Genomic DNA, 13,540 nt, shown 5'->3' on the forward strand with positions numbered 1-13,540 from the left:
AGAGCCATTTTGTGGCAAAAAGCACACAATCCTTTGTGTTAAAAGCAGTGATATATAACCAAGCAAAGATAAAATAAAAGAGTTCTAATTATAACGATTACTGCTAAGAAATATTTTGGATTGGACGACTGGCTTGCTCGGCGGTTTCTGATTGCCCAAGCATCTGTACCCGTTGATCACTAAACATATCCATATCAGGGGCAAGCGTACGCATAAAACGATCAAAATAGAGCATCTGCTTGGTCAATAAGGCAAAGTCACGTGGGAAATGAATACCATGACGCTTGCCGACCTCAACAATCTCCAACATCATTGTATTTAACTCATCAGCTTGCTCTTTACTATTAAAAGGCACACCACTGGTAAAAGCCTTGTCCTCAGCCATAATGGTTTTCATCATGCGCTGCAAATCATTGCCCAATGCCACCACATCTACCTGATTGTCGCCATGGGTCATCTCCATATCAATCATATGGCGTGCCATTGCGTGATAATCACTGTCTTGCATCGCTTGCATCATACCCATACATGCGCGCCAACTCTCAGCTTTCAATTTACCAACGATACCGAAGTCTAAGAATCCAATACGCCCATCGGTTAATAGCATCAAATTGCCCGCATGCAAATCAGCATGGAAACTATTGCATAGCATAAGACTGGCAAACCACGTATTAAGCGTATCTGCCATTACTTGTGCAGGGTCATTACAATACTGACGCATGACAGATTCATCTACCATAGAGACGCCATATAAGCGGCTCATGGTCAGTACACGCTTGGTGGTCAGCTCTTCATAGACGGTTGGCGCAACGACGCGTGTATTTCCTGATATCGCTAAAAATTGCTGAAAATCACGGATATTTTGCGCCTCAGCGATAAAATCGGTTTCGGCAAGCATCCGCAGACGAATCTCATCGATAATTGGCGCAATACTGGCAAAGCGCATCGAAGGCATTAGTAGCTCAACCAATTTGGTCACGCCGTGCAACACGCCCAAGTCCGTTTGCATAATGGTTTCAACACCCGGCTTTTGTACCTTTAGCACCACCTCATCGCCATTATGCAAACGCGCCGCATGAACTTGGGCAATAGAGGCTGATGCTAACGGCTTTGCATCGATGTGAGCAAACATCTCCTCAAGCGTTAGCCCATCAACGGCTAGTTCCTCTTTTAATACCTGTTCAATATAAGTGTAGGATAAGGGAGTCGTTTGATCCAGACAGCTTTGGAATGCTTGCACATATTCGCGCGGGAATAGTGACGGCGTACTGGCAATAAACTGCCCGATTTTGATATAGGTCGTGCCTAATTGTTCAAAGGTTTCTTTTAGCAGCATGGCATCAGGTTTTTCACCTTTTGCCACTCTTAGTGCAGACAAACCAGCCACACTCGCGGTTTGGCGAATGCGATTAACAACATTAAAGGTGTGCTTTAATAAATGCGGACGATGGATTTTCATAAAAAACAACTATGGTAATAAAAAGAAAGTTATGAGGATGTGGAGACTTAAAAAGGTTGAGCAATTTGCTAATGCTTGGCACAAATCGGACAATGTGCATCTCTTCGATAGCCCATTAGCCGTTGCTGCATCTGGCTACCATCCCATATTAATAGCTTATTTGTCAGTGGATTTTTGGTTAATCCTAGATACTGTAAGGCGGCATTTGCTTGTAAGTTACCCATGATGGCTGTGGTACTGGCAAGTACCCCTGAATTGGCACAGGTCCGCTCGTCTGCGGCGGCATCTAGCACCACTGAGCCAAACACACAATGATAGCAGCCAGTATTTAATTGCGGCTCATATAATGCCAACTGTCCTTGCATGGCTATCGCTGAAGCAGATAATAACGGAATCTGATAACGGACACTAATGCGATTAATAATATCACGGGTGGCGAAGTTATCAGTGCAATCTAGGAGTAAATCAGGTTTGCCAGATGCCATATCAAGCAACTCATAAGCATTATCTTCACTCAATCTTGCTACTGTACCACGAGCACGAATAAGAGGATTAATTTCGGTTAGCATTTGCGCCGCTGTTAGCGCTTTAGCTTTACCGATATCCTCAGGTAAAAATAGCGTTTGGCGCTGTAAATTACTGGCTTCAATTATATCATCATCTATTAGATGGACTTGTCCCAAGCCTGCCCGCACGAGTGTCTCAGAAGCGGGGCAACCTAAACCGCCTGCGCCTATCATAACCACTCGCGATGCTTTTAAGCGTAATTGAGCGTCAATATCCCAACCATCAAGCAGTATCTGGCGCGCATAACGCAGCAGCTCCGCATCTCCTAACATTTCCGTGTCTCTAATATCACTCATAAATGCCACTCATAGTCATTACCAAGGCTTAGCACTGAAACTTATTTTGACAGCAACTGCGTATTTTTATAGTAACTGGCCAAGCGTCACACGATCGTTACCACCATAATCTTGTACGGTATATACTGACTCAAAACCCCTATTCAAAAATAGCTGCCGTGCAGCATCACCTTGATCAAAACCATGCTCAATTGCTAGTAGACTACCCTTAAGTAAGTATCGCGGAGCATGTTGGACAATATGTTCTATATCGGCAAGTCCATGATTGGGAGCACTTAAGGCGCTAATCGGCTCAGCGACCAGTCTTGCTAAATGCTCATCTTCTTCATCAATATAAGGCGGGTTAGACACAATCACATCGAATAATGGCTCATCCTGAGTAGCCAGCGCGTCATACCAACTGCTTTGGATAAACTCGATATCAGCAACCTCATTTACCATTGCATTATACTTCGCTATTTTTAACGCCTCTAGCGATAAATCAACGGCAACAACCTGCCAGCTTTCTGTCTTACTGTTTGGATTACTGTTATTTAACTCATGTGCTAAGCTAATAGCAATACAACCTGAGCCAGTGCCTAAATCTAATAGGCGCTTTGGTTTTTTATTATCATCGACACTTTTCGGTTGAGATTGTATCCAAGTTAATACTTGTTCAATCAATATTTCAGTATCCGGTCTCGGTATTAACGTATGCTCATTGACTTTAAAGTTCAGCGACCAAAATTCTTGCTGTTCAGTTAAATACGCCAACGGTGTGCCCTGCTGCATCTTCTTAACACCCAAATGAAATTGCTCAAGCTCCCTTTCGCTCAGCTCATAACCCTCATCAGTAATTAAAAAAAAGCTTGGCTTATCAATGACAAATAACAGCCAATCAGTGAACCAAAATGAAGGTATATTGCTATTTTCACTCTCGTTTAACCACTGCTGAATTTTTTGTTTTATTTGACCAATGGTAAATGCTGTCATAGATAACTCATAAAATCACTGTTTACTGAATAAAGCTGTCGAACTGGTTATATTTCATTGTCTTAGCTATTCTGAGACACGTGGTGGCTCTTTGGTATCCGTTAGATTCGGATTGGCTTTGGTTAACTAATCACCAATACCTTTGCCGCCTTCACCATCACTGTCGCCATAAATATCGTCGTTATCGCCAATGACGATATGTTTATCGACAAAGTAAATCAGCGCTAAAATCGGAATACCAATCGCAAAGGTAAAAATAAAGAAGAACGGATAGCCCATACTATCAACGATAGAACCTGAATAACCACCCATTACTTTTGGTATTAAGGTCATCAATGAAGAAAAAATAGCATACTGTACCGCGGTAAAACGTATTGAAGTCAATGCTGATAAGAAAGCAATAAATACCGCGCTAGCAAGACCTGCAGCTAAGTTATCAAATATCACCGCCATATACATGATGGGTAAACTGCCCGGATTATAGGTCAGCACCACAAATAATAAATTGGTCGCACAAGCGAGAATGGCACCAATCATCATGGCATGCATGATACGAAAACGCTGCGCCAATAGACCGCCTAAGAAACCACCAGCGATGGCCATAATCACGCCAACCAGTTTTACCGCATTGGCAATATCGGTTTTACTAAAGCCCATGTCTTGATAAAAGACGTTTGATATCACCCCTGCCACAATGTCTGAGATGCGGTACAAACCAATCAACGCTAATAGTAAAAATGCCTTTTTTCCATAGCGTCTAAAGAAATCTAAGATAGGCTCAATCCACGTTGCCATCGCAATTTCTTTTTTGACTAAACCGACTTTTACCAATGCATAACCTGCTGCCAGTGCTGCTGCTAAGCTTACTAGTAAATGCAATGTCTCACTAATGAAGCTGACAAACACGCCTTCAAACTCTGGCAGTACTTGCCCTATTAATACATAGGCCGCAACAAATGCCACGACGGCAAACACAAACAGTAAAACCAACCTAACGTAGTCTTCGCGCGTTTCAGCCACCAATGGCGCTTTATTAATAATTTTGGGTTGATTGATCATAAAGTACAACAGCAGCAGAGGTGCACACACAACCAACGCTATAAAGTAGAACTTAATACTTGGCATTGCCATTAGCGGTATCAGGGCAATGGTACTATCAAAAACCTTATTAATAAGGATATTGATAAGATATACGACACCAAACAATAAGGCTGGTATTAATAGTAACGCTGAGTAAATTAAGAAAACCTTAAGATTACTTTTTTGCTTATGACTTTGTAAAATCTCAGCGGTTGGCTCATAACTGGCAAAGGTGGTCAATATGCCTAAAGTCATAACCCCAGCCATAATATAATAGGTATTGCGCCACGCTTCATAACTATAAAAGCTTTCCGTCGAGCCAAAATAATCGGCTAAATATAGCGCGCCTGCCCCAGCGACAATCATACCAATGCGGTAGCCTGACACATAGATAGAGGACAAGATAGACTGCATCGATGGTGGTGCTAGCTCAATACGGTAAGCATCAATGACGATATCTTGCGTAGCAGAAGAAAATCCCAGCAAAACCGCCGCACCCGCCATATAAACCAATACGTCTTCGCTAACAGGATTGACCGTCGCCATCAGAAAGATAGCCAATACAATGAGCAGCTGTGACACCACCATCCAACTACGGCGACGACCTAACCATTTGGTCAAAAAAGGCACGGGCAGCGCGTCGATTAATGGCGCCCAAATAAACTTAAATGAATATCCCAATGCTGCCCAGCTGAACATGGTGACAACACCGCGGTCGATGCCTGCTTCTCTTAGCCATAATGACAGACTGGAAAAAATAAGCAAAATGGGAATACCGGCTGAAAACCCTAAAAACAGCATGATAATCACACGTGGGTCTAAATAAGCTTTGGCGGCTTCTCCCCATGATTTTTTGGCAATCGGTTGTTCAGGCGTTACAGGTTGGACAGCAGACATAATCACTCACCAAAAATTGAGATAAATAACACAACTGCGCACAATTTTTATCAATCATTTCTTATTGATTATAGACAGAAAGGATCGATAAAAATTGCTCAGCGTTGCACAAAACTATCATTAGTACAAAATTGAATTATGGTACTTGAGAACTCTAACCTTGACTAGATATTTTTGCATTAACTTACTAACCATAGTCTCTAGCCACGCCATTTATTTCATTATAGTAACGCTGTGCATCAAAAGCTCACTTAAATATTAAAAACGTCTTTCTTCAATTGCATATTGTTTTAAAGTCCTATTGTCAATTTAAGACAAATAAACCATCCTATATTCCAAATTAATATAAATTCATAGCCATTTATTATATACAAGAATAATAGCTTTGATTTACACTAGCGACTTATTGAATATTTGTACGTTTTTATTTTTATATACAGACGAGGTTTGTATATTTATACCATAGGGTTAAGTGATGGCAATCGACGTAGTGGTCAATCAGCGGCATCTACAAATCCAACTTAAACAGTTGGAAACAGTGTGGCATACGGTAATTAATGGCTATAATTTAAGTCAAGCAGCAACTGTGCTGCATACCAGCCAATCGAGTCTATCAAAACATATTGCAGCACTTGAAAACCAGCTTAAAACCGAAGTGTTCGTGCGTCAAGGCAAACGCCTGACGGGGCTGACGACCATGGGCACAGCACTGATGCCGCACATCGAATCTATCTTTGCGGAAATTCGTACCATTGAAAATCTCAGTCTGGATTTTAATAACCCCAATATTGGCACGCTAACGATTGCCACCACGCATACGCAGGCGCGTTATGTATTGCCAGAAGTGGTCAAAGCATTTAAAGAACGCTTCCCCAAGGTTAATTTAATCCTACAACAGGCAGATCCTGAAACCATCGCGCAGATGGTCATTCGTGGGCAGGCAGATATTGGTATTGCTACTGAGTCATTACTACACAATAACTATCTACGTTGCTACCGCTATTATGACTGGACGCATCGCGTCATTGTACCAAGCGACCATGAGCTGGCAGGACTGGAATCGATTGATTTACCAACGCTTGCCAGCTATCCGATTGTGACTTATCACGGCGGATTTACGGGGCGCGGCGCTATTGATAAAACCTTTAGCGACGCAGGGCTTGAGCCTGATATTGTACTCGCAGCGCTTGATGCCGATGTGATTAGTACTTATGTCGGATTGGGATTGGGCATTGGTATTATTGCCGAAATGGCATTTGAGCCAAGCCATTATCAGAACCTGACTGCCATTCCGGTTGATCACTTTGGGCGTTTTACCAGTTGGATGGCGGTACGTGATGATGCAGAAATTCGTCAATATGGACGCGCTTTTATGGAACTCTGCCAACATCAATTTAGTCAGTAACTTTTAATTTACTTAGTAACTTTTTAAAGAGTGGCGCTTAAGCGATTAACAGCGACTTTGAGCATCATTGTTTAATAATCGTCTTTCCAACAAATACAAACGGCACCTTTATCAATAGATAGCGGTGCCGTTTGTATTTATGTTGACTTATCTATTAATGCACAGGAACAACGTCTTTTATGCCTTCTAAATACTAATAGCATTATTAAGATTTGTTATTGACGTGTCCTTAGACCTTTATATTTGATTTAACCGCCCCATTATATTAGCTGTTACGCAAGCAGCAAATACTCATTCAATCCCACTCAACTAATAATTAAATATAATTATAAAAATGCCGTTGCAAGGTGGCATCATAACAATAGGTGAATCATGAGCAACACAATCCCATTATCTTTTTTAGACTTAGCACCCGTTCCTGAAGGCAAAACCATCGCTGAAGGCATTGCACAGACGGTTGCTATCGCGCAGCAAGCAGAAAAATCTGGCCTAAATCGCTATTGGATGGCAGAGCATCATAATATGCCTGGCATTGCTAGTGCGGCAACTTCGGTACTGTTATCGCATATCGGTAGTCAAACCAAGCGCATACGCATCGGGGCTGGTGGCGTTATGTTGCCGAATCATGCGCCGCTGGTCATCGCTGAGCAGTTCGGTACTTTGCAAGCACTATATGGCGACCGCGTAGATTTGGGTCTGGGCCGCGCACCGGGTACAGATGGTGCTACCTTTCAAGCGTTGCGTCGTCAAATGCAAGACGCCGATCGTTTTCCGCAAGATGTACAAGAATTGATGTATTTCTTAGGTGATGGCACCGATGACAGTCCTGTGCAATCATTTCCAGGGGCGAAATCTAACATTCCTATTTGGATATTGGGTTCATCGCTTTTTGGCGCGACTTTAGCGGCGCATCTAGGTCTACCATACGTTTTTGCCTCGCATTTTGCGCCACAGATGATGGCACAAGCGATTAGTGCGTATCGTGAACAGTTTAAACCATCGGCGCATCTCGCTAAGCCTTATGTGATGCTGGCGGCAAACCTGTTACTTGCTGACGATAATGAGACAGCCCATTATCACTTTACATCAGCGCAGCAAAGCTTTGTACGTCTACGTCGCGGTGAGCGCGGACAAATGCCAATGCCAACTTACGATATGGACAGCATCTGGAGCCCTGCCGAGCAAATGATGGTAGACAGCGCTTTATCGGTCTCATTTATTGGCTCTGTCGAAACCGTCCAACCAAAACTTGCTAAATTCCTTGCGCAGTATCAGCCCGATGAATTGATTGTCACTGCCAATGTTTATGATCAGGCAGCGCGTTTGCGTTCACTGGAACTTACACCTGAGCTAAACTTGTTTACTTTACAATAGACCGCCATGCTCGCATAATTATTGATGAACCCTAATGAGATTACGGTCATGAAACCCTCGGCCTTTATCGATTTATCAATATTATTATATATCGTGGCCTTTATTGCGGTGATGGTCGTTGCCGGCTATTTTACTTATCATATTAGCCCCAAGCGCAAACAGCGTACTGAAAATAAACGCAATAAAGATAACCTTAAATGAATGTCACTCGATGTAAAAAGTCCCCTTCTCTAATTTGAAAAGGGGGCTTTTTAATGGTAACAATAGTTGGGATAAAAACATTCAAATATTGGTGTTAAAAGCCGTCAGCATCCTTACCAATCAACTGATTCACCAAAAAATTTTTGCTTTGCTTGTTTTGCTACATATAAAGCCACAGCGGCATCAAAGCTTGCTGCGCCCACAGATTTAAACAGGGTAATGCCCTGCTCTGATTTTACTATCTTTTTTGTGACGAGCGCTTGTAAATCGCCACTAAGCTCATCCCACGTCCATGCGCAATCAGAACTATCGTGCGCTTGAATCAAATCACCTGCTTCATGGCGACTACCCGCTAAGTCATCAACCACCACCATATTACTATTGGCGATAACCTCATTATTGATCTCTTTCATCGACGGCTGATATGCCCCTACCGCATTGATATGCACCTCAGGCTTGATATGATTGCTATCAAATAAGCCTTCCGTCGCACGCGTGGCTACATTGATAATATCCGCATCACAGATAGCATCGTTGATATCTTTGCAAATGCTTATATCAACGTTCCATTGACTGTAATCACGCTCAAAACGCGTTTTAAATTGCTCAGCGCCTTCACTGCTTCTATTCCATAGATAAACCGTTCCAATCTCAGGACGGACTGTCAATACCGCATGCAGTTGTTCATAAGCCATGCCGCCGCAGCCGACCACTGCCACGCTTTGACAATCAGGCTTTGCCATATATTTGGTGGCGATACCTGACAATGCTGCGGTACGCACTTGAGTAATATAAATGCCATCCATAATCGCTAATATGGCGCCAGTATCATTATCGGATACGGTAATAAGGGCGGTAGTCGTTGGCATATCACGGCTGGGATTATCAGGGCAAATGGTAACCAATTTAACGGCGGTATATTCTTTTTCACCATCATAAATCGTAGCGGGCATCGATAAATGCGAGCCTGAGCTGTGTTTATCATCTTCGCTAAAAGTCTCAATGACTAAACGCTCAGGGGCTTTAATCCACTTAGGATGCGCCGCTTGTTGATGTAACATCGCTTCAATGGCATCAATAGCGGCTTGCATATTGAGATGTTCGGTCACGACTGCTTGATTTAATAACTGCACGTTGGGTGCTCCTTTTTATCAATTTATTATTTAGTTTATATCCATAATTAAACGCGATGACTAAACAGGATGGTTAAGCGTAATGATTGACGCTATATCCACCCTAGCACACGTAGTATCGCCGCGCCAATCGCCATACCAAACATTGCTACCACGGTTGTAAATGCTAAAATATTAGCAGCCAATATATCATTCCCGCCCATGGCCTTTGCCATCACATAACTGGCAGCCGCAGTCGGTGACGCCACCATTAAAAACAGCACGCCCATATGCACGCCTGATAAACCAAAGCTTAACCCAACGGCTATCGCTACAAAAGGCGCCATGACAATACGTCCAATGCTGGCCTGCATGGACAACCCAGACGGATGCAACATCGACTTTAAATCAATACTCGCACCAGCGCAAATCAGCGCTAAGGGTAATGCCACCGCTGCCAGCAAATCGCCAGTCGTATGAATCATGCCCGTAATAGGCGGCAGCGGTAACGCTTTATAAGCAAATGCCGCTACTAAGGCGATAATCAATGGATTAGTAAACAGTTTTTTGACAATCATTATGCTGCGACTGACACACGTATCGTCTGCGCTTTTGGATACTCGACTCAGCGTAATAACTGCTAAGATATTAAATAATATCGTCACCACACCCATATAGACGGCGCCAATACTTAAGCCCTGCTCTCCGTAGGCGTTGGCGACTGTTGCCAGCCCGATAATCGCCATATTACTGCGAAAGATACCTTGTACAAACACGCCTTGGTCGGCAGGCTTAGGGATAAAATAATGGGCATAAATCTCTGCCCCAATAAATAAAATAAAGGTTACAAGGATACCAGCCACGATTAAAATCATTTGCTTAGCATAATCGACCTCACTATCAACGACACTAAAGAATAACAAGCAGGGCAAACAGTAATTAAAGACAAAGCTCGATGCCTGATCGATAAAAGCTTGACTCGCTTCACCACGCCGTTGCATAAAAAAACCCAACCCCATCAAAAAAAGGTTGGGCAATACAATGGTTATGGCAAAAATAATAGCAGCAGTCATAAATAGGCTCAATTCGGTGACAAGCCCATCATATTATGGACAACAGCAAGATAAAATAATGAATAATAAGTAGGATGATTCGTCATATGAGTATAGAGACAAAACGGCAAGCAAGACAAGCTAGTCAGCGGCTTTCTTTCAATAACTGTAATAGCTCAGCAATAAAAAAGCCCATCAGAATTTCTCATTATGGGCTTTTTTATAGTTTTTAGGCTTTGAGCTAACACTTTTTGATAGGTTGCTTTTTTAGTTTTGAGCTTTTGTCTTTTAAGCTGCTATTGCTACGACGCATTCAGTGCCGCTTGTGCTTTCTTCTGCTTTTTAACGGTCATAGCCAATAGCTGAATAGCGGCAGGTGTCACACCGCTAATACGTCCCGCTTGCGCTAAAGTTGCTGGACGAATTTGTGCCATCTTTTGTACAATCTCATTGGATAGCCCTGACACCACGCTATAATCAAAATCCATTGGTAGGGCGGTATTTTCTAAACGCTTCATCTGGTCAATATCTTCTTGTTGACGGTCAATGTAGCCTGCGTATTTAACAGAAATCTCTATTTGCTCGCCGACTTGGCTATCAACTTCCGAACCTGTAATAGCAGCAATATCATTAAAATGTATTTGCGGACGTTTGAGTAAATCGTACGCCGTAGATTCTTTAGAAAGCACCTCTCCTGTCTGCTCGGTGACTTGCGCACCCAAAGCATTGACAGGCGTCGCCCAAATATCTTTAAGGCGTGAAGTTTCTGTGGCTATCGCTTCCATTTTTTCTTGATACGCTTGCCAGCGCACGTCATCCACTAATCCAAGCTTACGACCAGTTTCCGTTAAGCGCTGATCAGCATTGTCTTCACGCAAGAGTAAGCGATACTCTGCACGACTGGTAAACATACGATATGGCTCAGTGGTACCATGCGTAATCAAATCATCGACAAGCACGCCAAGATAAGCTTCATCACGGCGCGGTGTCCAAACATCAAACTCACTGTTTTCACAGGTGACCAGTGCGGCATTGGTACCGGCTAATAGACCTTGCACGCCCGCTTCTTCGTAACCGGTCGTACCATTGATTTGACCAGCAAAGTACAGGCGCTCAATCGATTTGGTTTCAAGCGTTGGTTTTAGATTTTGTGGATCGAAATAATCATATTCAATCGCATAGCCGGGACGCGTGATATGCGCATTTTCTAAGCCTTTCATACTATGGATAAAATCTAATTGCACATCAAACGGTAAGCTGGTTGAGATACCGTTGGGATATAACTCATGCGTGGTCAAACCTTCTGGCTCGATAAAGATTTGATGGCTGTCTTTATCGGCAAAGCGGTGAATCTTATCTTCAATAGATGGACAATAACGCGGACCTACCCCTTCGATTTTGCCAGAGAACATCGGTGAGCGGTCTAGATTTTCACGAATAATATCGTGGGTACGCGCATTGGTATGAGTGATATAGCAATTGACCTGTTCAGGGTGCATGGAGACATCGCCCATATAGCTCATCACTGGCAAAGGTGTGTCGCCCGGCTGTATCGTCATCACGCTAAAGTCAACGCTACGGGCATCGATACGGGCGGGCGTACCTGTTTTTAGACGACCGACGGGTAGTTTGAGCTCACGCAAACGGTCTGCAAGCTTGATAGATGGCTGATCGCCTGCACGTCCACCTTTTGAGTTCTCAAGACCGATATGAATAACCCCGCCTAAAAAAGTACCTGAGGTGAGTACCACGGTTTGAGTATTAAAGATAATGCCCGTTGCGGTTACTACTGCCGTTGCACGACCGTTTTCGACCAAGATATCGTCAGCTGCTTGTTGGAATATATCCAAGTTTGGTTGATTCTCAAGCGTATGGCGAATAGCGGCTTTATAAAGGATACGATCCGCTTGTGCGCGCGTGGCACGAACGGCAGCACCCTTACGGCTATTTAGCACCCGAAACTGGATACCAGATTTATCCGTTGCCAGTGCCATTGCCCCGCCAAGTGCATCAATCTCACGTACCAAATGTGATTTACCGATACCACCAATCGCAGGATTACAGCTCATCTGCCCCAGCGTCTCGATATTATGCGTTAAAAGTAAAGTTTGCGCCCCCATACGTGCGGCCGCCAGAGCAGCTTCTGTGCCAGCATGACCGCCGCCGATCACTACCACGTCGTAAGTTTTTGGGTATTGCATGTATGCCTCACTTGACTTTCAACGCTACCATGAGCCAAAGACCATTATCAAATAGCCTGGCTGCCGGTAAATAAACGTCAGTCGAATTTAAAAAGAGATAACGACTCAGACCAGCCGTTAAAGATAGGTTAGATAGCTGGTAATTATAACAATTTTTTGCCGCTTAAAAAACGTTATACGAAAAACTATTCAAATTAACTATTATTCCAATTAACGATCAAGGCACATCAATAGAAGCTGAATGAACCTAAATGAAATTTATCTACCAGGACTGAGCGGTACAATACGGTCGGACTGCCCACTTGCCAGCATGTGGTGGCTGCCATAACCTTCTGGATTAATCTGCAAATAGGCATTCATTTGCCCAATAGCATCACCATCATCGCTAGCCAAGATTTGCTCTTTAATCATCTCAACCGGCGGTAATGGCAAGTTTTTTAGCAAGGCCAAACGCTGAGCGTTATCGCCTTTATTGACCACCAACTCGATAAGCTGACGCGCATCGATGGGTAAATCCGGGGTGTTTTGCGCCAATAATGCTAGATGATAGGCACCGGCAGCATCTTGATCAGCGAAGATACGCTGCTCAATAGCAATATAAGTCGCCTCGGTTGCGCCGCCTGCCACGCTTAAATGATGAATACATTTAAGGGCAGAATTTGGCTCATTGTCTGCCATATCAATTAAACGGGTCGATTCGTTTTTTAAATGCTCGCGGCGTTTTTCGATGGCTACTTGTTCAGCCGCCTCTTGTTGCTCGGTTAATTCCGTGTTTGGTAATTGATTATTCATATAATCCTCTCTTTTATGCAAAATATATTTATCTTGGACACTATATGGGGCTAAAACCTATAAAAACAATAAATTGCATAGACAATAAAAAACCCGAATAGCCACTCTACCAAGGAAGGCTATTCGGGTTTA

11 protein-coding genes are annotated in these 13,540 nt (G+C 43.3%); 3 read left to right on the top strand and 8 right to left on the bottom strand.

Annotation, left to right across the window (positions count from 1 at the left end; translation table 11 throughout):
- Positions 1-103: 103 nt before the first annotated feature.
- From JMW39_RS00850 to JMW39_RS00865, 4 genes are all read right to left on the bottom strand, one after another.
- Positions 104-1,459 carry an ABC1 kinase family protein gene (locus tag JMW39_RS00850; RefSeq protein WP_201543040.1) on the bottom strand — a complete coding sequence of 452 codons (1,356 nt, stop codon included), beginning with the start codon at positions 1,457-1,459 and terminating at the stop codon, positions 104-106.
- A 68-nt stretch (positions 1,460-1,527) separates the two neighbouring features.
- Entirely contained in the window at positions 1,528-2,322 is a 795-nt protein-coding gene (locus JMW39_RS00855; RefSeq protein WP_201543041.1) for a HesA/MoeB/ThiF family protein, read from the bottom strand.
- Positions 2,323-2,388: 66 nt separating this feature from the next.
- The gene (gene prmC / locus JMW39_RS00860) at positions 2,389-3,294 is read right to left on the bottom strand and encodes a peptide chain release factor N(5)-glutamine methyltransferase (protein ID WP_201543042.1); all 906 of its coding nucleotides are present in this window, start codon (positions 3,292-3,294) and stop codon (positions 2,389-2,391) included.
- A 126-nt stretch (positions 3,295-3,420) separates the two neighbouring features.
- Positions 3,421-5,271, bottom strand: a complete 1,851-nt coding sequence (locus JMW39_RS00865; RefSeq protein ID WP_201543043.1) for an AmpG family muropeptide MFS transporter — start codon at positions 5,269-5,271, stop codon at positions 3,421-3,423.
- Positions 5,272-5,746: 475 nt separating this feature from the next.
- Between JMW39_RS00865 and JMW39_RS00870 the strand changes: the two genes are divergently transcribed.
- The 3 genes from JMW39_RS00870 to JMW39_RS00880 all read left to right on the top strand — a co-directional run bounded on the left by JMW39_RS00870 (position 5,747) and on the right by JMW39_RS00880 (position 8,251).
- Positions 5,747-6,676: a LysR substrate-binding domain-containing protein gene (locus JMW39_RS00870; RefSeq protein ID WP_201543044.1), complete on the top strand. Its 930-nt coding sequence runs from the start codon at positions 5,747-5,749 to the stop codon at positions 6,674-6,676.
- A 372-nt stretch (positions 6,677-7,048) separates the two neighbouring features.
- The gene (locus JMW39_RS00875) at positions 7,049-8,050 is read left to right on the top strand and encodes an LLM class flavin-dependent oxidoreductase (RefSeq protein WP_201543045.1); all 1,002 of its coding nucleotides are present in this window, start codon (positions 7,049-7,051) and stop codon (positions 8,048-8,050) included.
- A gap of 48 nt (positions 8,051-8,098) precedes the next feature.
- Positions 8,099-8,251 (top strand): hypothetical protein, encoded by a 153-nt coding sequence (locus tag JMW39_RS00880; RefSeq protein WP_188032923.1) that lies wholly within the window; start codon positions 8,099-8,101, stop codon positions 8,249-8,251.
- A gap of 113 nt (positions 8,252-8,364) precedes the next feature.
- Here the strand turns inward: JMW39_RS00880 and JMW39_RS00885 are convergent, their stop codons facing one another.
- The 4 genes from JMW39_RS00885 to JMW39_RS00900 all read right to left on the bottom strand — a co-directional run bounded on the left by JMW39_RS00885 (position 8,365) and on the right by JMW39_RS00900 (position 13,408).
- On the bottom strand, positions 8,365-9,384 hold the full coding sequence (locus JMW39_RS00885; protein WP_201543046.1) for an ornithine cyclodeaminase family protein: 1,020 nt from the start codon (positions 9,382-9,384) through the stop codon (positions 8,365-8,367).
- 92 nt (positions 9,385-9,476) lie between these two features.
- Positions 9,477-10,436 (bottom strand): AEC family transporter, encoded by a 960-nt coding sequence (locus tag JMW39_RS00890; RefSeq protein ID WP_201543047.1) that lies wholly within the window; start codon positions 10,434-10,436, stop codon positions 9,477-9,479.
- 281 nt (positions 10,437-10,717) lie between these two features.
- Positions 10,718-12,616 (bottom strand): tRNA uridine-5-carboxymethylaminomethyl(34) synthesis enzyme MnmG, encoded by a 1,899-nt coding sequence (mnmG, locus tag JMW39_RS00895; RefSeq protein WP_201543048.1) that lies wholly within the window; start codon positions 12,614-12,616, stop codon positions 10,718-10,720.
- Positions 12,617-12,874: 258 nt separating this feature from the next.
- Positions 12,875-13,408, bottom strand: a complete 534-nt coding sequence (locus JMW39_RS00900) for a hypothetical protein (RefSeq protein WP_201543049.1) — start codon at positions 13,406-13,408, stop codon at positions 12,875-12,877.
- Positions 13,409-13,540 lie beyond the last annotated feature (132 nt).

The organism is Psychrobacter immobilis, assembly GCF_904846175.1.
In the GTDB taxonomy this organism is placed as follows: Bacteria; Pseudomonadota; Gammaproteobacteria; order Pseudomonadales; family Moraxellaceae; genus Psychrobacter; species Psychrobacter immobilis_E.

Coding starts and splice junctions, on each gene's coding strand:
- JMW39_RS00850 (WP_201543040.1), bottom strand. CDS start 1,459: ATGAAAATCCATCGTCCGCATTTATTAAAGCACACCTTTAATGTTGTT.
- JMW39_RS00855 (WP_201543041.1), bottom strand. CDS start 2,322: ATGAGTGATATTAGAGACACGGAAATGTTAGGAGATGCGGAGCTGCTG.
- prmC (WP_201543042.1), bottom strand. CDS start 3,294: ATGACAGCATTTACCATTGGTCAAATAAAACAAAAAATTCAGCAGTGG.
- JMW39_RS00865 (WP_201543043.1), bottom strand. CDS start 5,271: ATGTCTGCTGTCCAACCTGTAACGCCTGAACAACCGATTGCCAAAAAA.
- JMW39_RS00870 (WP_201543044.1), top strand. CDS start 5,747: ATGGCAATCGACGTAGTGGTCAATCAGCGGCATCTACAAATCCAACTT.
- JMW39_RS00875 (WP_201543045.1), top strand. CDS start 7,049: ATGAGCAACACAATCCCATTATCTTTTTTAGACTTAGCACCCGTTCCT.
- JMW39_RS00880 (WP_188032923.1), top strand. CDS start 8,099: ATGAAACCCTCGGCCTTTATCGATTTATCAATATTATTATATATCGTG.
- JMW39_RS00890 (WP_201543047.1), bottom strand. CDS start 10,436: ATGACTGCTGCTATTATTTTTGCCATAACCATTGTATTGCCCAACCTT.
- mnmG (WP_201543048.1), bottom strand. CDS start 12,616: ATGCAATACCCAAAAACTTACGACGTGGTAGTGATCGGCGGCGGTCAT.
- JMW39_RS00900 (WP_201543049.1), bottom strand. CDS start 13,408: ATGAATAATCAATTACCAAACACGGAATTAACCGAGCAACAAGAGGCG.